Below are 25,756 nucleotides of genomic sequence, written 5' to 3' on the forward strand. Positions count from 1 at the left end.
GATGAAAAGAATTGAAAGCTCAATTGTAAACTGCATGAGAGAAGCAATAACTTTCAGAAAATTTCTCTGATCGTTTAATTAGACGCAGAAAAATGGCTAAAGTTACGGATATTCTTACATCATTATCCATAGTTATTACAAAATTGATACCATGGTATGACATAAAAACAGTTGAAATGAGCATGGTTATCGGTTTTGTTAAATATTAGGGTGTATGCAAAAATAAGAAGAGAGTCCCGCACTGGGACCCTCTCTTCTAATAATGTGTTCTATATAAGTTAGTATGGTTATAAAAACCTATTCATAAATAACCTCAAAAGAACAGTTCGTTGTTGGTTCAACATTAAGCGTAAACCCCATCAAAATTTATGATATCGTCTATGTCTAGTGTGATATATTCCAGGCTGAAGCTAAAAACCAGAGGCGGATCAAGTAACCATTGGTCCTATTCTGGTTGGCCCAAATCCGGCTGATCTACCAATTCAACTTGGGGCGCATCCGTATGGTGCAATTCCAAAATAACAAGCTCATTCCTACCTTTTTGAAGCAGCGGAGCAGGAAGGTAAAGGGTCTGTTGAGGCCCTTCTTTCCAATAGCGTCCAAGATTAAAGCCGTTAATCCATACGACGCCCTTGTTCCAGCCGTTTAAGCGGATGAATGTGTCTGCAATTTCTTCAACATCAAACAAAGATCTGTAAAACATAGGCCGATCCGTTCCGCCCTCACCGTTTGTCAGATCTGTAAACTGTAATGAGGATAGGTCTTCCATCGGCAGCGGATAAATAGTCCAGTTGAATAGGTATTGATTGTTCATCCGCACCCCTTCAGTAACTCCTTTGTAATCCTTGAGCTTAGGGCCATAATTGACGCGGCCCATGTTCTCCACAACGATATCGAGTCTAGCACCGGTAGCCGGAATATCGAACTGAAAACTTTGCGGATTCCAACGTTCTGTCGTTCCTTGATAGATACCATCCAGAAAAATCTGAGCCCGATCATGCACCTCCTGGATATACAGCGACTCTCCTGTTCGAGGCCCTGAAATATGTGTGGAATACACAATGAAGCCATAACTTTGCCCCAGCATCTCCATCGGAACAGGGCTTACTCTCTCCACGGGTTCAGAAAGGTGCATCAACTGATCCAGCATATCGGCTTTTTGTGTCATTGCAATCGTCCCGTAATTCTTTTTTGGATTTAATGCAGGCAGTTCTGGAGCATCTGGCGAAGTTAGTCCATTCTTTTCATAGAAGCTAGTAATAACGCGTCGTACAGCCTCGTATTTTTCCGTGATATCTCCACATTCGGATAAAGGCGCGTCGTAATCGTAGCTCGTTATCGTCGGTTCATATTTATCATGATAGTTCGCTCCATTGTAAAACCCAAAATTCGTTCCGCCATGGAACATATAGAAATTAACAGAAGCCCCTGCCTGAAGCATCTTATCAAACACATCTGCTGCATCTTGAGCATCCCGCGTATGGTGCGGCTTCATCCAATGATCGAACCAGCCGTTCCAATACTCCATACACATGAAGGGATCATCAGGTCGATATTCTCTAAACTTCTTAAAAGCTTCTTCCGGTCTCGAGCCAAAATTGACTGTTGCCAGCACACCCGGCACACTTCCCCCTTGCAACATTCCATCGCCCGGACCATCGGATGTAAACAGCAATACATCGACCCCGCGACGAACAAGCCCTTCTTTTAAATAATTCAAATAAGCTTGATCGTTGCCGTAACTGCCATATTCATTCTCGATTTGCATCGCAATAACAGGACCGCCGTTTGTACTTAGCAGCGGCAGCAGCCGAGGAATCAGCGCATCATAATACCTGTCTACTTTTTCAAGATACATTTCATCCATGCAGCGCAGCTTCATCTCCGGATAACGAAGAAGCCATGCAGGCAGCCCCCCGAATTCCCATTCAGCACAAATGTATGGGCTCGGTCTCAAGATAACATGCAATCCCACCTTCTTTGCAATTCCAACAAACTTTTCCACATCGGCAATGCCTTCAAAACAAAATTGTCCTTCCTTTGGTTCGTGTAAGTTCCAGGGAAGATACGATTCCACCGTATTAAACCCGCAAGCTTTCAACTTTAAGAGGCGATCCTCCCAATATTGCGGAACGACACGAAAATAGTGAATGGCTCCCGACAACATTTGCAGTGGTTCTCCATCCCAATAAAATTGCCGGTTTGCGATTTCTAATTGCATCATTACCATCCCCCATAATTTAATGGATATCTGTTGTTATATGTATCATCCATTAAAAATAAGCCTTTCTCAATCTCCAAATGGAGCATCTTTTATACCTTTTGTGCCATATTTGCACTTACTTCCTGAGCACACATGGTATGATGATTGTACAAGTACGAGCGAGGACTGAAAGCGAATACATATGCAAGGAGCTGCCATGCCAATGAATTTAACCAATACGTTGCAGGTTACAGGCTGCCATTTCGGCGTTCAGCATTCTGGATGGTGTTATCCGAGACATCATCATCATTTGTTCGAGCTGCTATGCTGCCTGGAAGGCGAGGTCATTCAGGAGCTCAACCGCGACAGCGTGATTTTACGTCCGGGTGACTGGATGCTGATCAGAGCTGGTGTAAGGCATCGAACGATGAACCATTCTGAAGCGCAGTACAAGTATTTTAATGTGCATTTTGATCTTGATGTTCCCGAAATCCGTTCGATGCTGGCCACCGCCCCTTACCGGCATATTCCATATGAAGAGGCTAAACGAACGAGTCTTCGCTCCTACGTAACGGAACTGAAAAGAATTATGCTGGATCATGAGTCAGAAGCGTTCGAAACAGCTGATCATTTTCGATTTGAAGACAAGCTTCTGCTGCAATCCTATACTTTGCTGATCATTCATGACGTCCTGACCTTAATGCGAGATCTTTCGCTCCCACCTGTACCGACTCCGCAGGAAGGATCTCTGTCCGCAGCAGATGTTGCCCATACCATTGAAGAAAGACTATCCCAAAGTTTGAATGAAACCACGTCCATCGCTGGTATAGCCAAAGAGCTGAATTTAAGCCGAAGCCAGTGTACCAAGCTTTTTTCCAAAGTTTACGGCCTGTCTCCAAGGCAATATGTAAGCCGTCAAAAACTGAATGCTGCCAAAGAACTCCTCGTTAAAACCAACCTGCCAATAGCAGCGGTTGCCGAAAAACTTGGATTCAGTTCAGCCAGCCATTTCTCCAGACAGTTCCGACGCTGGACCGGTCAATCTCCGACTGAATACAAACCTAAACAATGATTGAATTTTAGAAAAAAAGATCAGCTATAGCCTTAGAATGACTCTAAAGAATAGCTGATCTTCGTTTTATTATGATGTATGATTCATAAGCTATCAAGCAGGATAAATGTCAAAATCCTTCAAGGTTTCGCCTGTACGCCCTGACTCAAAAACCGCCTCAATTAGATTCAGTACACGCAGTACTTCCTCGTTCTTTACAATCGGTTCACTCTTTCCTTCTATAACCGCTGCAAAATTGTCAAAGAAGCTGCTTGGATTACGGAATGGTTCAGGAAGAGCACCTGTAATTGTAGCCTCTTCTGAAGGAGGAGCCATCGTTTTAGTCAAACCAACACCGGCTTGGATTGGAGTTGGCTCGATTTTGACCGCATCTTGATTTCTTGTGACGATCCTGCCGTTCAGAGCCCAGTCCTCAATGACGCCTGTTCCTTCTGTTCCTTTGACATACCAGCGTGGAAGCGGAATAAAGTTGGTGGTTCCCACTTCAATCACCGCGGATACCCCGTTCTCGAATTGAAGTACGGCTTCAAATCCGTCATCAACTTCATCACCCAGAATAAAGCTCAAACGGCTGTTCAGGCTCGTTATCCGGCTGTCCACCATATAGAGAATTTGATCGAGCAGGTGAACTCCCCAGTCAAGGAGCATTCCGCCGCCATGCTTCTCCATGTGACGCCAGTCTCCCGGAATACCGTTCGCTCCGTGCACTCTGGATTCAATACGGAACAAATCTCCAATCGTTCTTTCATTATACATTTGCTTGATCGTCAGGAAATCCTCATCCCAACGACGGTTTTGGTGAACCATCAACACCCGGCCTGCCTCATCCGCACTAGCGACCATGTCCTTAAAGTCTTGCACGGAAAGAGTAACCGGCTTTTCACAGATAACATGCTTACCCGCTTTAAAAGCCTGCAACGCCAGATCTTTGTGCACATCATTAGGTGTAGCTATAAGAATAACATCAACAGATGAATCATTCAGAACCGCTTCATAACTTTCATATGCAGGGTAACCGTCCTGAACGGAAACTTTCTGTCTTTCTTCCAGAATGTCATAGGTTCCAGTCACTTCAAGATGATCATTATCCTTGATCAGCTTGGCATGATAGCTTCCCATACCTCCATAGCCTACGATGACAACAGCATGTTTAGTAGTAGTCATAAATCAATTACAGCTCCTTTAATGTTCAGCAATTAACGTCTGTCATCCTAAATTATAATATATTTATGGGAATAAAGGTTATCGTAATTATTAATTTTGATTCATATACACAGCTTTGCCGGTACGGGCCGATTCATAGATAGCTTCCAATATTTCAGAAACCACACACGCTTGCTCAGGTGTTACCACAGGCTCCAGATCCTTATCGATCGCTTCAATCCATTTTCTCATTTCAATATCCGGTGCACTTTCCTCACTGCCTTCATAAAAAGCAACTCCGCCAGATTTCAAATCAACCTCATTCGTATACAAGCGGCTGTATTTCTCACCGTTTATACGAAGGCCGCCTTTCATATCGGCTCCAGCTTCGGTACCGCTCAAGCTGCATTTCGCCTCATCCACTTCAAGAGAGTTAAGCGCCCAGCTGGATTCCAGCATAATCGTCGCGCCATTTTCCATAACAATCATACCGAAAGCAGAATCCTCAACCGTGAACTTCTCAGGGTCCCATGGTCCCCAGGCATTTGCCGCATTTTCTTTTTTGGACAACTCATGATACTTCGTTCCCAGAACAACCTTCGGCTTGTAGTTATCCATCATCCACAAGGTAAGATCCAGTGCGTGAGTACCGATATCGATCAGCGGGCCGCCACCTTGCTTCTCTTCATCAAGGAATACGCCCCAAGTCGGTACAGCTCTTCTGCGGATGGCATGCGCCTTTGCAAAATAAATATGTCCAAGCTCTCCATCTTCGCACATCTGCTTCAAATGCAAGCTGTCCCCTCTGAAGCGGTTGTTATAGCCGATCGTCAGCTTTTTACCGGTTCTCTTGGCGGCTTCAACCATGCTGCGTGCTTCCGCTGCTGTCTTCGCCATCGGTTTTTCACACATGACATGCTTGTCTGCTTCCATGGACGCGATGGAAATTTCGGCATGGGACTCGTTTGGTGTAAGCACATGAACGATGTCAATCGTACCGTCTTTCAACAGCTCCTTGTAATCTGTGTACACTTTGGCCCCGTCAACCCCATATTTTTCAGCGGCTTCATCCGCGCGGCTTTGAATGATGTCACAAAATGCAACAAGTTCTACAGTGTCCAGCTTGCTCAAGCTTGGCAAGTGCTTGCCATTTGCAATTCCGCCACATCCGATAATACCTACGCGATATACTTTACTCATTTTAGTCACCTTCACATTTCATTATTTTTAGTTGCTGCCTTGCGATACTCCCCCGGAGTTATGCCCATTCGTTTCCGGAACACCGCATGCAGGTAAGTAGCATTCGTAAAACCTTCAGTCTGTGCAATTTGTTCAATTGACATTGAGCTTTCCCTCAGCTTGCGGCAAACTGCTTCCAATCGAATATCTTCCAGCGCCTTGCTAAAAGAACCGCTTGGACTCATCTGTTTAAAAACCCTTTGCAGCTGCCTTGGACTAATGTTCAGCTTCTCAGCTACATTTTCCAGTGTCAGACTTGCCGGATAATTAGCCTCCATATAGTGGATAGCATATTGATATCGGTGAGAAAGCATATCCCGAACGGGTGCTTCAACCCGAATTCCATCGGAATCATAAGCTCTTACAGCCTTTAGTAAAATACTAATGACCAGTTGTTTAATCGATGTATAATATCCTGCATGTTTACCGTCACATACTTGATAAGCTTCAAGAAAACAATTCATCGCCTGATGGGAATCATAAGCGGGAATGAGAGGTAATTTCCTCAATTTATCGATACATTCTTCTGCCTCGGCCGCTTCCCATGGGTCCACATCGTCTTGAGGCTTCTCTGCAATATCAACGTGAAGACAAAGCTCATCCATCGCTTCATGAACATCCGCTTCCTGATAATGCATCACACCAGGGCCTGTTAAATAAAACATTCCTTCTGATAAAGAATACGGCTGCTCTTCGAGTATAACCCGTCCCTTTCCTCTCGGAATGAAATGAAACTCAAATTCAGCATGATTATGAAAATCAACGACTTTTCCCGGGGGAAATGTAACCAAATGAAATCTTAGAACATGAATCTCGTAATGCCCCCACGCAATTCGAATGTCCAGCCTTTCGAGCATATCCTGCTTCTCAAACATGACTCCGTAAGGAAACGTAGCCCCCCGCTTCAGATCGTCCATAACCTTATGACTTTAACTCCTCAAGCCGGACAACTCGCCCTTCTTTATGGGAAAGGTTCGCTGCCTCCATTAAACGGGTAAGCTCTACAGCTATTCTGACATTCTCTTCGGCTGTCGTATCTTTCTGGATGTGAGCGACCCACTGATGGAACGCGCTTTCACGATTCTCATGCACGGCTACTTCCTTCCAGCCCTGACTGTCTTCCCCGGCGCGATTTGTTCGCAGCAAAAGCTTCTCTTCCGGTGTTCCGTACAGCAATGTTCCATCCGTACCGTGAACCTCAATCGTAAATGGAGAATGGCTGTTTACAAATCCCGCTTCCACGACACCGATTGCACCAGTCGCTGTATGCAATGTTGCAACCGCATTATCTTCTACCTCTTTGCCGGTTACATAGCCAAAATTAGCACTTACCCCGGCAATCTCTTCACCCAGGAATAAACGGGTCAAGTACATCGGATGACAACCCAGATCAATCAGCGCGCCTCCCGCACATTGCTCTAAGTTGTAAAAATGCTCTGGAAGCCAGTCAGCAACAGCTCCGTTATGAGACAAGCGGACTCTGACATAGGTAACCTTGCCGAGTAGTCCCTGCTGTAAAACTTCCTGAATAGCCAGCGTATATCCATCATTTAAACGAGGCAAAGAAACCGTTAATTTAACACCCTGCTTCTTAACCTCCGACACAATTTCGTTCACTTCTGCCAATGTAGGAGCGATAACCTTTTCAGTAAAAATATGTTTACCTGCCTTGGCAGCTGCAAGCATAACTTCAAGGTGCATATTCGTTGGAGCATCCACAATGACCCCAACCAGATCCTTTTGAGCGAGCATGTCATCCAAATTTTCATAAAATGGAACTTGCAGCTGATCGGCAGCTTTTTTTCCACGTACCGGATCTTCATCCCAGACGGCTGCAATCTCAGTGTCGTCATGCTCCTGAGCTTGATTCGTATAATCCCAAGCGTGAACGTGCCAATAGCTGATCTTGCCGATTTTAATGCTCAATTGGCCCTACCTCCCAATATATAATATCCTGACATTCACTTATAAAAGTAACACATATTGAATCATTTTATTAGTAGAACTATGCGACAATTTATATATAATATTACGACATCATAAAATACAGTGAGCGTTTTCACAAAATGCAAGCTATAATTGTATTTATTAATCTACATTACCATTAATAGGATGTAAATCCTTCGAAAAAGCTGTGGTATAAAGAAATAATCGTTAAACTTATTTGTCTACTGTCGTTTCGGAGCTCTCAATCTCGCTATGATGAAAATATATAATAATATGCCAACGATTGAATAAAGCGATTATGTTTACGATTTGATGCTTGACTATGAAATTGCGATAAGTTCTATAATAACCATCTGTCTGACTAGGAGGGAAAACAGCAGTAAACCTTTTCTTTATAAGCAACAAGGGACAATACCCAAGATCGATTTAACCCTGGGATTGCCCCTCGCTTATGAATTCGATAACATTGTTTTTCGCAAGCGCTTCTACTTAATTTCATTCTTCGTAACAATCTCAATATATCCTTCCGTCCCGTTCACTCTGATCCAATCCCCGTCTTTTATAATTTCCGTTGCATTATCAATGCCCACGACGGCAGGAATTCCATACTCTCTGGCTACAACTGCCCCATGAGTCATCAGTCCGCCCACCTCCATGACCAGTCCCTTGGCCGCGTTAAAGAGCGGGGTCCATCCGGGATCGGTGAACGGAGCAATCAGAATGTCGCCCGGATTCAGGTGTGCTTCATCCGGTTTTAGTATAACTTTCGCACGTCCTTCAACAATACCGGCAGATACAGGTGTACCCAATAGCGCTCCTTCCGGCGCATTGACATGACTCTGCTTCCCTGTGATGATCTCCCCTTCGCTTGTAATGACACGAGGCGGAGTACGCTTTTCATCCTGCTCCATTCGCTTCTTTCTTGTCTGCACGATCCATTGAGCATCTGCTTGATCCTCACCCTTTAAAAGACTGTGAAGCTCGGAGAGCGTCAGATAAAACACGTCAGATTTGTGCTTCAAAATTCCTTCGCTGACAAGCTTCTCTCCTTCCTCCAACATACAATTCCGCAATATTTCAAAAAAACGAACGATTGTATATTTCGGCCATTCACGAAGTCCCATCACATTTCTGAAAATATAGATCCATCTTGTCATAATCTTAGCTTTGTACAATCCACCAGGAGTTTTGCGAAGCTTCGCTATCATATCTTTAGCGGCTTCTTCAGCTTCGATTACCCCCGCATCAAAGCGTGCACGGTGCTCGCTCTGGCTCAAAGTATGGGCCTGATTTAATATAGAAGGAATGAGTAAAGTCGGGTCGTCTTTCCACCTAACCTTTTGCACATCAATCTCGCCAGGACACCTCATTCCGTACTTCTCCATAAACTTCACAAACGGTGCAGCGAATATCTCCTTTGGATCTACTTCTTCGAGACCTTCGTAAAAATGATCCGCTGTCGCGTTCGCGTATTTGAGATAAACTGCTATTTCAGGATTTTGCCGTACGATATCTGCAAGATCACCAATTTGAAGCCCCATCTCCGATGTCACATTACCAGGCAAGGATTTATTCAATAGGCTTATGCTTTGATCATCTCCAAGCCATTTTAGGGACAAATAGGAGATACGTTTCAAGGCGATGATTCCCGGAAGTACAAACGTCGCAACATTCGTAAAAAGAGGTAATATAAAACCGCCGCAGCTCTCCTGAATTCTTGCTATTCGTTCAGCGCCTGAAGCACTGCCTATGTAATCCTGATATCTCTCTAGACCGTCTTCTGTTATTTGGCGGGCTTTCGGTATCGCTTCAGCCGGATCGCTGATCCATATATTTCTCACTACCTTTTTTAAAATGGGAAGCAGCGTACTTCTGACTTTTTTTCTCACACCCGGATCAACTTCATCTTGGATAAAACCCGGCCGCTGAAGAAATTCCCGAAAGGCACTTCCGATACGCTCGTCAAGCTGTTGTAACAACAGAGGTATNTGAAGCACTGCCTATGTAATCCTGATATCTCTCTAGACCGTCTTCTGTTATTTGGCGGGCTTTCGGTATCGCTTCAGCCGGATCGCTGATCCATATATTTCTCACTACCTTTTTTAAAATGGGAAGCAGCGTACTTCTGACTTTTTTTCTCACACCCGGATCAACTTCATCTTGGATAAAACCCGGCCGCTGAAGAAATTCCCGAAAGGCACTTCCGATACGCTCGTCAAGCTGTTGTAACAACAGAGGTATGACTTTGCGAGCCTGCTTTATTTGCAGCAGCGAGGTTAAATCAATAAACAATCTTCCTCCTGCTTCAAGCATATATTTTGATTCCGAGACGACAGATGATTTTCCAAAAGGGAACATCGTACGCCAGATGGATCTCGCCATCGGACTTAGCGCATCTGTCATCATCTGCTGGTGGCCAAAGGAGAAGAACAGATGCAAACGTTCATCCGAAACTTGCGGAACGGGGTAAAGCGAGGTAATCGGGCGGCTTTGCACGATGTAAAATTTCCCGTCATACCAGCACCACTCGATGTCTTGCTCCCGGTCATAGTGTTTTTCAATCCGTTTTCCCAGCGCCGCCAGCTCCATGATATGTATATCTTCCAATGCTTGCGCATCCTGCTTTTCTTTTGGCAGTTCCTCTGTCACCGTGCCACCGGTTGGATCAGCAAAAACCGCCACTTTTTTGCCCGCAACTTTCTTTTGGGTAATAGCTCCCTGATAGACCTGATATAAATCGGCGGATACGATTCCGGATACAAGCGCCTCCCCCAGGCCAAAACTCGCATCGATAGATACCGTGTTGCGATTTCCGGTTATCGGATCAGCGGTAAACATAATGCCTGAAACTTGCGGAAAAATCATCTCCTGTACAACGACAGATAACTGCACTGATCGATGATCAAACCCATTTTTTACACGGTAAATGATAGCCCGATCGGTAAATAGCGACGCCCAGCATTTTTTTACGGATTCCAAAAACGCTTCTTTACCTTTTACATTCAGATATGTTTCCTGTTGTCCGGCAAAAGATGCACCCGGTAAATCTTCCGCGGTTGCACTGGAACGAACGGCATAGGCCTTGTCTGTCCCTAACTGTTCCCAGGCCTTCAAAATGGACGTCTGTATAGACTCAGGCATTGGAAGTCCGTTCAGATGCTCCCTGATTTGATGCCCTAACATGCGGATCTCATCTAAATTCTCATAGTCGGCCAAATCCAGTAAACGATAAAAATGATCCATTTCTTCACTTGTCTGAAGGAAAGTACAATAAGCAGCTGTAGTAATACAAAAGCCTGTCGGTACAGGAAAACCGGCTTTTGTCATGTCGCCAAGGTTAGCCCCCTTCCCACCAACATGTGGTAAGGCATTTTGATCCGTTTCATGGAAATGCAATACATAGTTATTCATCGATCCGCCGCCTTTTTTCATTTTCATCTTTGAATAAATAATGAAGGAAAAGACTTGTGACATCAATGCGATAACGCTTCTCATGCGAGATGGCATTGGAGTTCTTCAAAAATTCCCGAACATCTTCACTTTCCACTTTATCGTTAAACTTGCCTCAAGCTTGGTTTACAAAAAAGAGGGGTTTCCCCCTCCACGAATACCGAAATAATATTCTTTTTGTTGCGTTAACTAGCCTTTTTCTTGAATTCTGTCCCGATCTGGTCTGCCAAAAGTATAGCATTGACTACATCCTCTTCACTTACTGGGAAAGGCATCGAGTGAATCGATTCCTCAGGAATACACGCTATCTGAGCTACTCGCATCAGATCATCTTTCGAAACCTCTGTAACCCCTATATCGGAAAGGCTTACTGGGAGCCCTACACTTACACAGAAATTCAATACCTCGTCAATTTCATCCGCAGGGGCATTTTCCAGAACTAATTGAACTAACGTGGAAAAAGCAACTTTTTCCCCATGATAATAGGAATGTGTCCCTTCCAGAGCGGTTAGTCCATTGTGAATAGCGTGTGCGGCTGCCAGACCAGCGCTTTCAAAGCCCAGGCCGGATAACAGTATGTTGGCCTCGACTATATTTTCAAGAGCTGGCGTGACGATGTTTGAATCACAGGATAGCTTGGCTTTCACACCATCTTCAAGCAGCATTTCATAACAAAGCTTGGCTAGACCAAGAGCCGTGTTGGTGCCTATGGTTGGCAAATTCATATCCTTGGAGCCGTTAGGCAATCCGGCATTAACTTGAGAGTACGATAAAGCCGTAGCTCTTGCTTCAAAATAAGTAGAGAGTGCATCACCCATCCCCGACACAAGAAAACGTGTAGGTGCATTGGCAATGACCGTTGTATCAATCAAGATAACACTCGGGCTCTGCTTAAAATATGCGTAATCATCAAAAGCACCTTCCGGCGTATAAAGTACCGCAGAGTGGCTTGTTGGAGCATCCGTTGCCGCAATCGTCGGTACGATAATCAAGGCATCTCCTTCAGCAACGCTTTTCGCTGCATCAATCGCTTTACCACCACCAAGACCGATCGTGCAATCGCAATTTTTTTCAATGGCCAGCTGCTTTAGCCGCTTTACTTCATCCCTCGTGTTCTCCCCGCTAAAACCGCTTTCGATGATCGTTACACCGAACTTTTCCTTGGTGTGGTCAAGTTTATCCTGAACACGCTTTACATCATCTGGATTGGCAATGAGAAGTGCTGATTTCCCATATTGCTTAATGAAATAACCCAGATTCATTATTTCATTTTCACCCTGAACATATTTTAGTGGACTAATAAAAGCCTTCCTCATGAAAGAACTCCTCCTCTGTGTTCACTGTAATTACTTCAAAGAGAGGTACAAAACATGCATAGAAACAATAGCAACATCCAAGTGAAGTGCTTTTTACTCTAAGACATATATAGATAATGCTGTACCTTCTTCATAGTAATTACCCAATTCATACGAGGAAAATCCACCACTTGTTATTTATCACTTCTTGTTAAAATGTAATGGTACAGTCCATCCTCATCTGCTTCTTCACAAGCTCTTACAAATCCGGTGCGCTCCAGACAAATCAAACTTGGCACATTATCGTCATCAACCCATGCTTCAAAAACTTCAATATGTAGCAACGCTTTTAAATGGGGCATCTGTTTCAGGATAGCTTTACCATAGCCTCGATTGCGTCGTATGGGATTAATCACGTACGAAATGGACGCCGTTTTATAGTCCGTCATCTCAACGCTTAATTCCCCTACCTGCTCATCCCCATCACTAATGATCCACACTAAATAATCTGCGCTGCTGTTCACAAAAGAAAACCACTCTTCCAGATCATCAATCCCGATTCTGATCTCGGTTTCTTCATCTTTATGCCATTCTTCTAACAGATTTAAATGATTTCTATTAAGATATGTAAATCTAAGGTTCATTCCCAATCCCCCAAGTTAAATGCTCTCTAAACTACGCTTAATCTATTTTCTTTCTCATAAATAAAGCGACTTCATCAATCCCGTTATAAAAAGACAAGTCAACCCCTTCGATCATAAAGCCGCATTGTTTATAAAAATGGATGGCTGGGACATTCGTATTCTGCGTTTCCAGTGTAACAGCTCGAAATCCGTTTTCTTTTGCCAAATCGATCATTTTTCTCATTAGAATACTTCCATATGATTTTCGTCTATGGTTCTCATGAACTTGAAAATGCCATAACAATAGCGTGTTGTTCCATACTTGCGGTTCTGTGATGGCAATAGCAACCAGCTTATGATCTACGTAAAGTCCCAGTGAATATCCCAGCTTCACAAGCTTCTGATAACGCTTAAGCTCATCGTCATCATTCAGCTCTTGCTTAACATACGGTGTATCTAGATTGACAAGCTTCAATTGCAAAGTGAACGCATGTAATGTTTCTTCTTTAGTCGCTTCGTACTTTTGATGGGACGTGTAGCCAAAAACTCCTAGCGAGTTCAATTCTTCGATTGAAAGATCGTGTAGCTTCTTAATTTCCATTTTGTATACCTCGTTATTTCATGACTTTTTCAAGTTATGGGTGCAATTCGTTCGTCCAGTTAACATTCTTAAAGATCAACATCTTCATCTACAAAATACTTCCCTTTCACGCCAGATATAACTTTATACATTTCATCCCGTACTCGCTTCTCTTCAGTTGCATCTGTCCACCAGTTATATGCCTGTCCCAGCTTTCGATCGTCCGGGCACCACACATATTCATACCATGGGGGCATCCCGCATCACTATAGACTCAGGGAGGTTTCTTTTACCAAATCGGTCCCCGCCCGTGAATAAAATCAGGGGTGCTCGGCCGTTCTTAAAAAGTTCAACCGCTTTCAACATTCTTTCAACCCGCACTCCACCAAAAACAAATATACAATCTCCATCGAGAGTGCCGTTATCGATTTCAGCAGCATTACCGAAGACCAGCTTGGTCATTTGTTCTTTTGTTAATTTTTCAGGATTCAGCTTTGAAATTAGCAAAATGAAAACCTCCGCTCAACTCAACCTATCGTTTCCATCTCACCCGACACATTTCATGATTCAAAAAACTCCATATGCCCTTTATCAGCCTTATAATAATCCAATCGATCGTTGAGATTTCCTGTATGAAATTCAAACATATGACCATCCGGGTCCAAAAAATAAATCGATCGTTTATCCCTCTCATCCCGATCTCTTCCTGGAAGCATATGCACACGCAAATCTTTCAATCTATGTAGTAATAGATCAAAGTCTTCCTCTTCAATGGTAAAGGCGATATGCGTATACGTTCTTTGATTCTGACTGCGGTCGATATCCTCTTGGTTTAGGGCAATCCACAGGCCATTTAGGTCAAAATAAGCAAGTCGTCTACCCTTCACCAACAGCTTGGCTTCGAACACATTTGTATAAAAATCAATGGATGTGTCGAGGTCAGACACGGAAAAGCATAAATGATTGATGGCTTTGACTTTCATATCTAAGTCCTCCTATTATTAAATCTAAAAACAATTTTGTTCCCGTCATGCTCCGTGTTGGCAAGCCCTTCTTGATACGAACCAGATGTATAATGATGAAGAGTTTTTCTCCAAAATGATTGTGCTCTTTTATTAGTTTCTGTCGGGTTGGTGTGCAATTCCCAGGACCCTCTATGTAGATTAAACACTTGTACTGCTGCGGCTTCAGCGCTACCATTCCCACGGAAAGCCCTCAACATAAAAAATTCGTTCATGTAAAATTCACTGCCGGGAGGGGTGTGCGGTGGAGTTGCTACAAGAGCAAACCCTGCCGGGATATGATCTACCCGAATAAGATACGGAAATAATATAGACGGTTTTTCCCACCATATATCAAAAACTTTATTTTGCTCACTCAGCGTCAAAGTATCATCCTCTTCAAAGACACCGTATTGATTGGGTTTCCATCCCCAGATCTCAGATAAATCATGCAAGTACAGCGGGTATAGGTTGTTTACAATAAATTTGGTCGATGGGTCGGTCAATATGGTTGTGACTTTCATATGAGTCTCCTTTATTTTCAATACACATGGTCGTAATTTATCCTCCTAAATGTTTCCACCAAATTCCTGCACATTCAGGTACAGTTGACCACTGATGTTCTTCGATTTTTTTAGAAATATCCGAGCCAAAAAAGAACTCCATGTTCTTCTTGGCTTCTGCCGTGCTTGCAAACTGGTAATCTGCCCGGATTGAGCGGTGTGAAAAGCCGTATTTATTTTCAAGCAGAGAAAAATATGGTTTTAAAAACTCGGGTGGATCAGGAGTTTCCGTTCCGGTACCCAAAGTCTCTAATATGATTATAGTTCCTGATGATTTCAAAACACGCTTAAGTTCAGACATGATGAACTCCAAATTATTTTCCCAATCCAGATTGTCTGTGTTCGTTAAATAGCTGATGCTCCAACCCGATACGGCCAAATCGATGGATGAATCGTTGATCGGCAGCTTTCGATGATCGGCTACAACGGTACTCCAATTGTGATTTGAGCTATTGTGCATTAATTTTTCGTCTAATCGCTTTAACATCGACTCTGATATATCTGTACAAACTAGCGAGCTCGCTTCTGGAGCTATAAAACTTGAAAGTCTACCTGACCCAGCCCCTAGGTCCAATACATGCAGTCCTTGATAAGACCTGATCTCTTTAATATGTTCCGCTAAATTAGGCTGCCGGTTAATCATGTCATCATATGAAATCGCTTGATTTTTATAAACTTCAGCATGGTTCGGCATAGAATAACGCTCCTAACTTTTTATTTTAATGGTGTATCGAAACAACACAACCCATTCTTTTTCACATCTCTATGCAATGGGTGTGCCATTTTTTACAGGTTCATCTGGCTTCAGAAGCACCACGTCACCTTCTGTAGGAGTACCGCCGATAACCAACACCTCTGATTTAAAACCGGCAATACGTCTGACCGGAAAATTCATGACCGCGACCACCTGACGCCCAATCAGTAGTTCCGGTTCGTATCTTTGTGTAATCTGAGCTGAAGAACGTTTTATCCCCATTTCTCCAAAATCGATGTCTAATTTTATCGCAGGTTTGCGAGCTTCTGGAAACGGTTCAGCTTTAACAACGGTACCAATACGAATGTCCAGCTTCATAAAGTCCTCAATTGTTGCCATTGATTTGCAGCCTCCATTGTTTATCATTGCTTTATTTTTACGATGAGTGCGCCAAAGTTTCTTTCGTATACAAGCAAGTATACAATATGAAATTTATAATTTCTTGAATTTAAAAAAAGCCACCTTGGAATCCTCAAGTAAGGACTACAAAATGGCTTATCATTAACACTTGTTTATTGATGGGTTACTCCTGCATAATGACCGCTTTTGTTACATTAAGCTGAGGGTACGAGGCCATGACTTCAGGCAGATCATTCAGGCGAAAGCAATGGCTAATGAGCGGTTCAATCCGCACGATGCCTTGCGCAATGAGTGCAATCGCCTCTTCATGGGTGTACGGATTGATGAACGACCCCATAATGCGCAGCTCCTTGCTGAAGACCTCATATGGAGAGAAAGCTGCTCTTGCATCCGGTGAGGCAACCCCAAACAGCAACACCTGTCCGCCTTTTCGAGCCGCCGCAACAGCCAGCTCCACAGATTCGGGCCGACCTACACATTCAATAACGACATCAGCCGAGTTTATCATGCCTTTCGCATCTTCAGCATCAAATGGCGTTACAACAGCGTGCGCACCAAGCGCCAACAGCGGATTACGCTTATGCGAATTCGGCTCGCTAACCGTAATCCGAGAGACTCCCGCCGCCTTGACGAGCTGCAGAAACAACTGACCGATGAAGCCGCCGCCAACGATCAGTACATGCTGAGTAGCCCGAAGCTCCAATTTTTTAAAACCGTGCAATACACAGCCAAGCGGCTCCACCATCGCTCCCTCCATCAAACTGACATGATCGGGCAACTTGTAACAATTTGCCGCAGGCACAACACACAACTCAGCCATACCGCCATCCCTTGTTACACCAACGGCCTGAAGCCGTTCACACAGTTGGGCACGCCCGCTGCGGCAGTATTCGCATGAACCACAATATATATTCGGGTCAACAGATACCCGGTCTCCCGGCTGCAGCATGGCAACATTTTCTCCAACAGCCTCAATTACACCCGCCAGCTCGTGGCCAAGTACAATCGGGGGCTCTACCTCTGCCGATCCCGGATGTCCATGATAAATATGCTGATCCGTGCCGCAAATTCCACAGCAGGCGACACGCAGCATAACCTCCTCTTTACCTATCGTTCTTTCGGTCCACTCCATCACTTCCATATTCAACGTATCGCGAAGAACCGCTGCCTTCATGCCTCTTCTCATCCCTTTTCTCCAAAATAAAAATATCCTGTTCAGTCGCCGTCAACTGACAGTCTCCAGTCTTAAACATTGTTTAAAGTTGATTGTCAACCTCACTGTATACGGTCGCATTCAATGCAGACACACGCAGCGTCTCCCATGGGATCGACTTGCCCTCAGATTGGGCAACACGAATTTCCTTTACCTGCCCTGGCAGCAAGTCAAAGAAATTATCACTCAGTACCAGCCACTCCACATCAAGCTCCAGTTTGACCATGCGCGCTACCCGATCGGTGGTCACACGGATAACTGCTTCATCCTTGTTTACCTCAACACGTAGCTGAGCCTGTTCAAAGCACATATCCTTATAATCTCTTAAATAAATGAAGTTTTCCTCGGTTGCCCCGCTGGTCGAGCTTACCACACATACGAGGTTGGATGCTTCTTCCCCGTTCGTAAGCTCCGTTTCAGTCAGCGCAATAACCTGCATCTTGCTGTTGCCGGGTACAGTCAGATCAAAGCTGCGCTCAAACACGACCGTCCCGTCCATTTTATACACCGCTAACCGAATCGTATCTTCATAGCTTTGAATCCGATCATTCAGCGCCCACAATTTAAACTCCTGACCGGCATCATGATCTGCTGTCAACAGCACAGGCGCAAAAAATTTGCGTGAATAATGATACGCCGCCTTAGGGAGCCCATAATAATCGATAACCGACCAGCTCGTTCCTGGCCAGCAGTCGTTCAATTGCCAAAACAGTGCGCCGCTTGTTTCCGGTTTATTTCGCCGATAATGCTCAATTCCGTATTTAAGCCCTTCCGCCTGTGTCAGCATGGAATAATTCATATACTCTTCTATATTGGATGGCGAACCCGTATATCCTTCCATGAGTAAAATTCCTTTTGGATGATGGATATCCTTGTTGCGGTACATCATTTCTTCACTGCCCCAATAAAATTGACTTTCCGGAATATTGAGCTGCAATGTATAGCGATTCGACGACGCATGCATCCCGAACTCGCTTGCAAATTTGGTTGTGTCTCCTTTAAATTTCTTGAACGACAAACCTTCTACGCTGTAATCCTGCACCTGCGGCTCACCGAATACCCGCGGCTCGATATTGCCATGCCACACCTGCCAGTTATGGGTATCGCCTTCTTCACGCGAGTTATGGTCGTTTCCTCCATACGGTGAACTCGGCCAGTATAAACGTGTCGGATCCAGCGTTTCAAGTAAAGCCGGCATCAGCTCATGGTAGATTTTCTCACCGTAAAACGGATGAGGAATCTCCCCGCTCGAATAAAGCGCCTCGTACAACCAATCGTTTTCGTTATTTCCGCACCATAGAGCCAGGCATGTCCGGCTGCGCAGCCGCTTCACAACCTGCTCGATCTCACGGCGGACGTTATTCATAAAGTTCCGGTTGTAATCCGGGTAAAGCGCACAGGCAAACATAAAATCCTGCCAGACGAGCAGACCAAGCCGATCACATTCGTCATAAAATACATCCCGCTCATAGATTCCACCGCCCCAAACACGAAGCATGTTCATATTGGCATCCTTGGCCATCTTGATCAAATTGCGGTAACGCGTATCCGGCACGGCTGCAATAAAGCTGTCGATCGGTATCCAGTTTGCTCCCTTAGCAAATAGCTTCACACCGTTTAACACGAATGTGAACGCATGGTCTCCCTTTTCATCGCGCCGTATCAGCTCCAGCGTGCGAATACCTAACCGCTCCTCATGGACATCAACTGCCTCGTCATCACTGTGCAGCGTCACCTTTAAATGGTACAAATACGGATCGCCCAAATCATGTGTCCACCAAAGTGTCGGATTCGGTACCTGCAAGGTAACCTCGCCGGATAGTCCGTTTGCACAGATCGCCCCGTCTTGAACAAGCCCGGAACTACGATCAAGCAAACATGATGCTGCTGCAACTTCATTTCCTGATGCATCATACAAATGCACATGTGCAGAATAGGCCTTGTCCCGTTCAAACGCCCTTGCTTCAACCGTCACATCTACCGCCGCTTCCTTATCTGTGATCTCCACCGTACGTGCGAATACACTTTCGACATAAGCATGGCGACGTTTGACCAAATGCACATCCTTCCAAATACCAGCGCAGACTAGGCGCGGCCCCCAGTCCCAACCGTAGTGGCTTTGCGCTTTACGTGTCCAGATCCGCTTTTTACTGAATCCGGACCAATAATACTGAATTTTGTCTTTGGCATGCAGCTGTACCGGGTCGAATTTAACAGCCAACACATTTTTTCCTTTCTTTAATTCCCGCGTCACTTCAAAAGCATGGGATATAAACATGTTGTCTGTTGAGCCAAGCTCCACGCCGTTCAAGTATACGGTAGCGAATGTGTCCAACCCTTCAAAGATCAGCTCCATCCGCTCTTCGGCATCGATTTTTTCATTCCAGGTAAATACGGTGCGGTACCACCACACCTTTTCCTCGACCCAGCGACATTTCTGATCGTTATGCCCATAAAACGGATCTTCGATTATTCCGCGTTCGATGAGCGTCGTATGAACATCGCCGGGAACCTTGGTTGTCATCCAAAAATAATCAATATATTCCGGGGAAGCAACCTCTAAATCGCGAGCCTCATCTACGTTAAAATCACGCAGTTTCCAGTTTTCGTTCAGTATCATTTCCTTCTCCTATCCAGAAGACGCCAAAACCATTGTGGCTTTGGCGTCTTCTCAACTCTATTTCTATGATATTAGGATTACAAGTAAGTCAAACTGTCCAAAATTTCTTTCACACTGAGCTCAGCGCATGCCATCGAAGTATCAGCTACGCCATAATACATTTTCAGGACATCGCCATCCACCAAGGCGCCACAGGAGAAGACGACATCTCCGAAGAATCCGTTCTTTTCGTAATCGGCCTCCGGCTCCATGATCGGCTGATTGGAACGGGCGATCACTTTGGACGGATCATTCAGGTCCAGCAGCAGAGCACCCATGCAGTAGCGGTGATCCAGCGTAGCCCCGTGGTAGAGCTCCAGCCAGCCTTTTTCCGTGCGGATCGGCACAGCGCCGCCGCCCATGCGGCCGCTATCCCACATACCTTCGCGAAGCCCGGCAATATGCTTGTGGTTGCCCCAATACAGGAGATTATCGGATTCGGCAATCCACATTTCCGGATTCCCGGTGCTTTTTGTAGTCGGACGATGCAGCGCATAGTATTTCCCGTTGATTTTTTCAGGGAAGATCAGGACATCCTTGTTGTCTGGCCCAAAGATCATGCCGTGATGCGTGAAGTTGACAAAGTCTTTGGTGGATACCATCGATTCGCCTACGCCGACCGGGGATACCGCAGAAAAGTAAATGTAGTACGTATCGCCGATCTGTGTGACGCGTGGGTCTTCAATCCCGAAGGTTTCCAGCGTCTGCGTAGGATATACGAGCGGCTTATCATCGATAGTGAAGCGATGGCCGTCCTTGCTGCGAGCTACCCGGATATAGGACAAAGAGGTCAGGTATTCAAAGGTCCCGCTATGGTTTACGTTGCGGATGACGCGCGGGTCAGAGAAATCATAACGCTCGTCGTCTGTGCGGAATTCCAGAATGTCGAGCTGCTGTGTTTCCGGATTGAATACAGGCGCCTTTACAATCATCGGGTCGTTGCTAATCGGACGCTCCGCGACCCGGAGCAGCAGAAGCACTTCGCCGTTATACTCGGCAACGCCTGCATTGAATGCGCCAATAACCTCGAATCCGTCATGATACGGCTTAACGTCAGCCGGTGTAATCAGAGGGTTTTCCTCGTATCTGTAAATGTTCATCGTTTGTTTACCCCTATCCATTAGGCATTTTTCGGTTTGGTTTCTCTCTCTTGGGATGAATTCCCTAATTACGCTTCATAAGAAAGGAACGGATCGGCGATGGTGACCCTATGGGCTTCCGCATCGCTGATACCCGCATATAAATCAGCGGTTCCATCCGGCTTGCGGACCAGCCCGCCGCTGAATACGACATCGGCCAAATCGGGACGCTTGGTTTCACCTGGCAGGAACTCGGCACGCACCGCAATCAGCTCCATATCGGTATGCGCACCCGTATTCGGGTCCAGTGCAAATACCATCGGGTAATAGTGCCGGTCGCCAGCAGCATCAAAGCACGCCACATGACCGAGCACGCCAACTAGGCCGTTCTTCAAAATATGCAGCTCGTTGGCGCCGCCCCATTCGGCATCGACGAATTGATCCGCCAGAAGCGGAGTATCGTTAATCAGCTCAATCGTTACGTCCTCGAGCGCCTTCACTTTGGTAAAGCCGATTTTGCCGCGGCCGCCCTTGTCGCCTTGAGGGCGGGTGAAGACGCCGATTTCTCCGCTCGCCAGCTCGACAAGGCGCAGGTCCTTCATGGCATCCGGACCGGTGAAGAAAAGCTCAAGGCTGTTTAAAGTCTTGCCTTTGTAGAACACGGTTCGCCACATCAGCGCATTTTCCATGGTTGGGTGAGGATAAACCTGAACGCCGCCAAGCACCAGCTCCCCTTGAATAAAAGTAAAGAAGGGGTCCTGCAACGTGAAGACGGGTGCCCCGGCTTTAGGTGCCCACTGGCCGTTTTGTTCAACAAAAAAATGAATTTCGGAATGCTCGCTGTCACGGGACTCGACCCGGCCGGCGATTACGGTTTCTCCTTCGGTCACGAATGGAGCGGTAATATTATAAACATCTTTGTCACCTACGCCCGTAAACTGAAGTTTCACCGGGTTTGTGACCGTAGATGGCTTTGCTTTGTATTCACGCAGCAGCGTTTCGCATGTTTTTACAGATGATTGGTTGAGTGCCATAGTAAGGTCTCCTTCTAGTAGAAAAAATAAAATGATCTAAGACAGCCATACGGCAGCGGTATGCGGAGGGATCACTGCCGATGGACCGTCCAGGGATACCGACTTTTGGCTTGCAGCTGCCAAATGCAGTTCACGGTTGGCCCAGTCCGACAGATTCAGTTGCAGCGGCTCGCTACCGAAGTTCAGCGCGACGACGGCTTCATGTTCATCAGAGCGCTTGGTATAGACGATCGCCTGATCCCTCATTTCAAGCTTGGCATAATCTCCGCCAAAAAGGGCGGGATGCCGTCGCCTGAGCGAGAGCAGCTGTTTGTAGTAAGAATAGATAGAGTCCGTTTGCTTCTGCTGCGTCTCCGCATGAATCTGCGTATGATGCGGTCCCATGCCGATCCAAGGCTCGCGGCTGGAGAACCCGCCGAATGGTTCCCCGTTCCACTGCATCGGGGAACGGGAGTAATCGCGGCTTTTGGCACGCGCAATGGCTAGAGCTTCTTCTTCGGTGCGGCCGTTCTTCAGCGCCACCTCGTAGTGGCCAAGGCCCTGGATATCCCGCATGTCCTCGATCCGGTTCGCCACATGATTCCGCATCCCGAGCTCATCGCCGTAGTATATAAAAGGAACTCCTTTGGCTGTAAGCATCAGGGTGGCAATCAATCGGGCTCTTCGCTCCTCCAGCGATGGATCGCCATCGCCGAAGCGGGAAATATGGCGCTGCATATCATGGCTGCTGAAGAACAAGGTAGGAAGCTGATCCCGCCGATGCTTCGCTTCCATCAACTGCAGTTCGCGATATAACCGCTCCGGATTCAGCTGCTCCTGACTGCCCAGATTGAAGTTAAATACAACATCGAGCAGGCCGCTACCGCTGTAACGGCTAAGGATATCCATATCCTCCGAGCCGACTTCACCCACCATGAAAATACCTTCCCGCTGATGCACATACTGGCAGATTTCGTGAATGGCCTCCAGGATGCCGTCCTGATTCTGATCGTACCGATGAATCTGTTCTCCCTTGTCATCGTAAGGGTTATCCTGAAACTCGCCGGAAACCTTAAGGAAATTGATGACGTCCAGCCGGAAGCCGTCAATGCCCTTGTCGAGCCAAAATCCCATCACGTCTTTCATCGCTTCGCGCACTTCGGGATTGGCCCAGTTCAAGTCAACCTGCTCCTTGGCAAAGGCATGGTAATAGTACTGTCCCGTAGGTTCATCCCATTCCCAGGCGCTTCCTCCAAAGAAGGACTCCCAGTTATTCGGCAACGCCTTGCCTTCCGGCGATTTCCAGATGTACCAATCGCGCTTGGGAGAGCTGACCGATGATTTGGACTCCTGGAACCAGGCATGGTGCGAGGAGGTATGATTCAGCACGAGATCAACAATGACGCGAATGTCCCGCCGATGGGCCTCTTCGATAAACCGCTCAAAATCCGCCATCGTCCCGTAATCGGGGTCTACGTTGTAATAATCGGAGATGTCATAGCCATTGTCGATCTTGGGAGACGTATAAAAGGGGGTCAGCCAAATGCCGCCGATCCCGAGCTCCTTCAAGTAATCCAGCTTGGAGGTGATGCCGGGAAAATCGCCGATGCCGTCTCCGTTCCCGTCGCAAAAGCTAGGGACATAAATTTCATAAAAGGTGGTGTTCTGCCACCACAGCTTTGGTTTGTTATTCATTCGATACAACTCCCGGATGATAGAGCTCTCTTTTTCATAGGGGGATTCAAGAAGAAGCCCGAATAGCAGGTTGTAATGTACAGACCTCTTAGACGAGCTTCCTGTTTGTATGAGATTCCTATGAAGTTTTAAAGCATTTTGAAGCTTATCTTGCCATCTTCTTACTTCAAATTGAACTGCATGCCTTCCTTGAACTTATTACCGAAGATGACAAACATGATAATTATCGGAACGGTGAGCAGCACCGAGGCTGCATACAGCGGACCCGGATAACTGCCGTATGGTCCAAACATCTGGGACAAGAGCACGTTGAGTGTCAGCATATCGTCACTGCGGACAGCGAGCATATCCCAGAGCAGCTCTGTCCAGCGTTCCATCAGCAGGAACAAGAAGACAACAGCAGTAATGGATTTGGACATCGGCATCATGATTTTGTACAAAATCTTAAAGTCCGAAGCTCCGTCCAGCTTGGCCGCTTCGATAAATGCATCCGGAACGGCTTTGAAGAAGTTGGTATACATGAAGATTGCCCATAAGCTAACGGCTTTCGGAATAATCAAAGCCCAGTACGTATCGTAAAGTCCCAGCTTTTGAATGATGAGGAAGTTAGGAATCAGCAAAATGATCGCCGGGAAGAACATATGGAACAACACGAAGTTATTCACGGAGTCGCGTCCCTTGAAGTTCAATTTAGCCAGCGCATAAGCGACCATGATCCCAAATAACATCATTAAGAAGGTGGAAGCCACCGATACGATGACACTGTTGAAGAATGAATTGATCCATGGTCTGGAAATACCGACTTCACCGCCAGTAAAGAGCCACTCATACGATTGTAGTGTGAATTTTGTCGGAAACAGCTGACGGTCAACCTGTGCCCAATCCGCAAAGGAGTTAAGTACCATATATAAATATGGGTACACCATGACGAGCAGCAAAAGGGTTGCGAACACATAGCGGATCGCTAGACGTCGTTTGTTGTTTTTATTAGACCCAACCATTACGTTTACCCCAACTTTCCAACAGTTTTCGAATGACATAGATGGAGGCGAATGTAGCTAGAGAAGCCAGGATGGCAATTGCGGATGCATATCCAGCTTGCAGATTGTTAAACGCCTGATTAAAGATTTCCATCTGCCATGTATTCGTTGCATAGTTCGGTCCGCCGCCTGTCAGCTGATAAACCTCGGTAAAGATCCCGAAGGTAACACCGAACGCGAGAATCAACGTGGTATAGAGTGCAGGGTACAAAAGAGGCAGTGTAATTTTCCAGAACCGCTGTTTGTTAGTTACACCGTCAATTGCCGCTGCTTCATAAATTTCTTTATCAATGCTTTCCAGACCCGAAGTGAGGATCAGTGCATAATAACCTGTGAACTTCCACGCCAAGATCATACCGACGATAAATAGTGCCGACCAAGGAGTGCCGAGCCAGTCGATATTAATGCCAAGCGTGTTTCTCAGGAACTCGTTGACCGGAGCATTATAGGACAAAAAGCCTTGTACAATCAGGGATGCCACAACCCCGGAGGACAGATACGGCAGGAAAAAGCCGATCAGATAGACGCTTTTGAACTTAGGCAGTCCGTGTACGATCACGGCTACAGCAAGCGACATAATAATAACCAGCGGCACAAACAGCATCATGAATTTGTAGGTTACCCAGAAGGCGGACTGCACCCCTGGAGATGCTATAGCTTTCGCAAAGTTATCCAGCCCTACAAAATCATAATCGGGAGCAATCAGATCCCAATTGGTAAAGGCAAGGTATAGGGACCAGATTAGTGGCCCAAGGAAAAATACCAGCCCAAAAATAATGTAGGGACTGGCGAAAAGCCAGCCCAACCTATTATTTTGCTTGTTAATC

General features: G+C 45.9%; 24 protein-coding genes. 1 reads left to right on the forward strand and 23 read right to left on the reverse strand.

Going from position 1 to position 25,756, the window contains the following annotated elements; all coding sequences use genetic code 11:
* Window positions 1–445: 445 nt before the first annotated feature.
* On the reverse strand, window positions 446–2,224 hold the full coding sequence (locus tag C8268_RS13435; RefSeq protein ID WP_106768143.1) for a glycoside hydrolase family 35 protein: 1,779 nt from the start codon (window positions 2,222–2,224) through the stop codon (window positions 446–448).
* Window positions 2,225–2,426: 202 nt separating this feature from the next.
* Between C8268_RS13435 and C8268_RS13440 the strand changes: the two genes are divergently transcribed.
* Entirely contained in the window at window positions 2,427–3,275 is an 849-nt protein-coding gene (locus C8268_RS13440; protein WP_234032794.1) for a helix-turn-helix transcriptional regulator, read from the forward strand.
* Window positions 3,276–3,368: 93 nt separating this feature from the next.
* On the opposite strand, the gene C8268_RS13445 is transcribed toward C8268_RS13440, so the two are convergent.
* The 22 genes from C8268_RS13445 to C8268_RS13545 all read right to left on the reverse strand — a co-directional run bounded on the left by C8268_RS13445 (window position 3,369) and on the right by C8268_RS13545 (window position 25,755).
* Complete coding sequence (locus tag C8268_RS13445) at window positions 3,369–4,439, reverse strand: Gfo/Idh/MocA family protein (RefSeq protein WP_106768145.1); 1,071 nt, start codon at window positions 4,437–4,439, stop codon at window positions 3,369–3,371.
* Between the two features lie 90 nt (window positions 4,440–4,529).
* Window positions 4,530–5,618, reverse strand: coding sequence for a Gfo/Idh/MocA family protein (locus C8268_RS13450; RefSeq protein WP_106768146.1), 1,089 nt, complete (start codon window positions 5,616–5,618; stop codon window positions 4,530–4,532).
* An 11-nt stretch (window positions 5,619–5,629) separates the two neighbouring features.
* On the reverse strand, window positions 5,630–6,574 hold the full coding sequence (locus C8268_RS13455) for an AraC family transcriptional regulator (protein ID WP_106768147.1): 945 nt from the start codon (window positions 6,572–6,574) through the stop codon (window positions 5,630–5,632).
* Window positions 6,575–6,578: 4 nt separating this feature from the next.
* Window positions 6,579–7,583 carry a Gfo/Idh/MocA family protein gene (locus C8268_RS13460; protein WP_106768148.1) on the reverse strand — a complete coding sequence of 335 codons (1,005 nt, stop codon included), beginning with the start codon at window positions 7,581–7,583 and terminating at the stop codon, window positions 6,579–6,581.
* A gap of 506 nt (window positions 7,584–8,089) precedes the next feature.
* Window positions 8,090–9,145 carry a PEP-utilizing enzyme gene (locus C8268_RS13465; RefSeq protein ID WP_474646570.1) on the reverse strand — a complete coding sequence of 352 codons (1,056 nt, stop codon included), beginning with the start codon at window positions 9,143–9,145 and terminating at the stop codon, window positions 8,090–8,092.
* A gap of 421 nt (window positions 9,146–9,566) precedes the next feature.
* Window positions 9,567–11,042 (reverse strand): PEP/pyruvate-binding domain-containing protein, encoded by a 1,476-nt coding sequence (locus tag C8268_RS13470; protein ID WP_474646563.1) that lies wholly within the window; start codon window positions 11,040–11,042, stop codon window positions 9,567–9,569.
* On the reverse strand, window positions 11,008–11,151 hold the full coding sequence (locus tag C8268_RS23550; RefSeq protein WP_420094246.1) for an HTH domain-containing protein: 144 nt from the start codon (window positions 11,149–11,151) through the stop codon (window positions 11,008–11,010). Before C8268_RS23550 ends, C8268_RS13470 begins: the two co-directional genes overlap by 35 nt.
* A gap of 88 nt (window positions 11,152–11,239) precedes the next feature.
* On the reverse strand, window positions 11,240–12,370 hold the full coding sequence (locus tag C8268_RS13475) for a glycerol dehydrogenase (protein ID WP_106768150.1): 1,131 nt from the start codon (window positions 12,368–12,370) through the stop codon (window positions 11,240–11,242).
* Window positions 12,371–12,543: 173 nt separating this feature from the next.
* Entirely contained in the window at window positions 12,544–12,993 is a 450-nt protein-coding gene (locus tag C8268_RS13480; protein ID WP_106768151.1) for a GNAT family N-acetyltransferase, read from the reverse strand.
* Window positions 12,994–13,030: 37 nt separating this feature from the next.
* Entirely contained in the window at window positions 13,031–13,573 is a 543-nt protein-coding gene (locus C8268_RS13485; RefSeq protein ID WP_106768152.1) for a GNAT family N-acetyltransferase, read from the reverse strand.
* A 219-nt stretch (window positions 13,574–13,792) separates the two neighbouring features.
* Window positions 13,793–14,059 (reverse strand): YdcF family protein, encoded by a 267-nt coding sequence (locus C8268_RS23165; protein WP_234032795.1) that lies wholly within the window; start codon window positions 14,057–14,059, stop codon window positions 13,793–13,795.
* Between the two features lie 53 nt (window positions 14,060–14,112).
* Complete coding sequence (gene fosB, locus C8268_RS13495; RefSeq protein ID WP_106768153.1) at window positions 14,113–14,535, reverse strand: metallothiol transferase FosB; 423 nt, start codon at window positions 14,533–14,535, stop codon at window positions 14,113–14,115.
* 2 nt (window positions 14,536–14,537) lie between these two features.
* Window positions 14,538–15,077 (reverse strand): GNAT family N-acetyltransferase, encoded by a 540-nt coding sequence (locus C8268_RS13500; RefSeq protein WP_106768154.1) that lies wholly within the window; start codon window positions 15,075–15,077, stop codon window positions 14,538–14,540.
* 37 nt (window positions 15,078–15,114) lie between these two features.
* Window positions 15,115–15,810 (reverse strand): class I SAM-dependent methyltransferase, encoded by a 696-nt coding sequence (locus tag C8268_RS13505; protein ID WP_106768155.1) that lies wholly within the window; start codon window positions 15,808–15,810, stop codon window positions 15,115–15,117.
* 69 nt (window positions 15,811–15,879) lie between these two features.
* Entirely contained in the window at window positions 15,880–16,209 is a 330-nt protein-coding gene (csaA, locus tag C8268_RS13510) for a chaperone CsaA (protein WP_106768156.1), read from the reverse strand.
* Between the two features lie 184 nt (window positions 16,210–16,393).
* On the reverse strand, window positions 16,394–17,416 hold the full coding sequence (locus tag C8268_RS13515; RefSeq protein WP_234032797.1) for a zinc-dependent alcohol dehydrogenase family protein: 1,023 nt from the start codon (window positions 17,414–17,416) through the stop codon (window positions 16,394–16,396).
* Between the two features lie 70 nt (window positions 17,417–17,486).
* On the reverse strand, window positions 17,487–20,063 hold the full coding sequence (locus C8268_RS13520) for a beta-mannosidase (RefSeq protein WP_106768157.1): 2,577 nt from the start codon (window positions 20,061–20,063) through the stop codon (window positions 17,487–17,489).
* Between the two features lie 77 nt (window positions 20,064–20,140).
* Window positions 20,141–21,202 carry a BtaManbiosPhlase gene (locus C8268_RS13525; protein ID WP_106768158.1) on the reverse strand — a complete coding sequence of 354 codons (1,062 nt, stop codon included), beginning with the start codon at window positions 21,200–21,202 and terminating at the stop codon, window positions 20,141–20,143.
* Window positions 21,203–21,270: 68 nt separating this feature from the next.
* Window positions 21,271–22,215 (reverse strand): MTP-1 family protein, encoded by a 945-nt coding sequence (locus tag C8268_RS13530; protein WP_106768159.1) that lies wholly within the window; start codon window positions 22,213–22,215, stop codon window positions 21,271–21,273.
* 36 nt (window positions 22,216–22,251) lie between these two features.
* Complete coding sequence (locus tag C8268_RS13535) at window positions 22,252–23,889, reverse strand: alpha-glucosidase (RefSeq protein WP_106768160.1); 1,638 nt, start codon at window positions 23,887–23,889, stop codon at window positions 22,252–22,254.
* A gap of 161 nt (window positions 23,890–24,050) precedes the next feature.
* The gene (locus C8268_RS13540; protein ID WP_106768161.1) at window positions 24,051–24,890 is read right to left on the reverse strand and encodes a carbohydrate ABC transporter permease; all 840 of its coding nucleotides are present in this window, start codon (window positions 24,888–24,890) and stop codon (window positions 24,051–24,053) included.
* Entirely contained in the window at window positions 24,877–25,755 is an 879-nt protein-coding gene (locus C8268_RS13545) for a carbohydrate ABC transporter permease (protein WP_234032977.1), read from the reverse strand. The genes C8268_RS13540 and C8268_RS13545 overlap by 14 nt, the downstream gene beginning before the upstream one ends.
* Window position 25,756 lies beyond the last annotated feature (1 nt).

It is taken from the genome of Paenibacillus faecalis (genome assembly GCF_900289175.1).
GTDB classification, from domain to species: Bacteria; Bacillota; Bacilli; order Paenibacillales; family Paenibacillaceae; genus Paenibacillus_AQ; species Paenibacillus_AQ faecalis.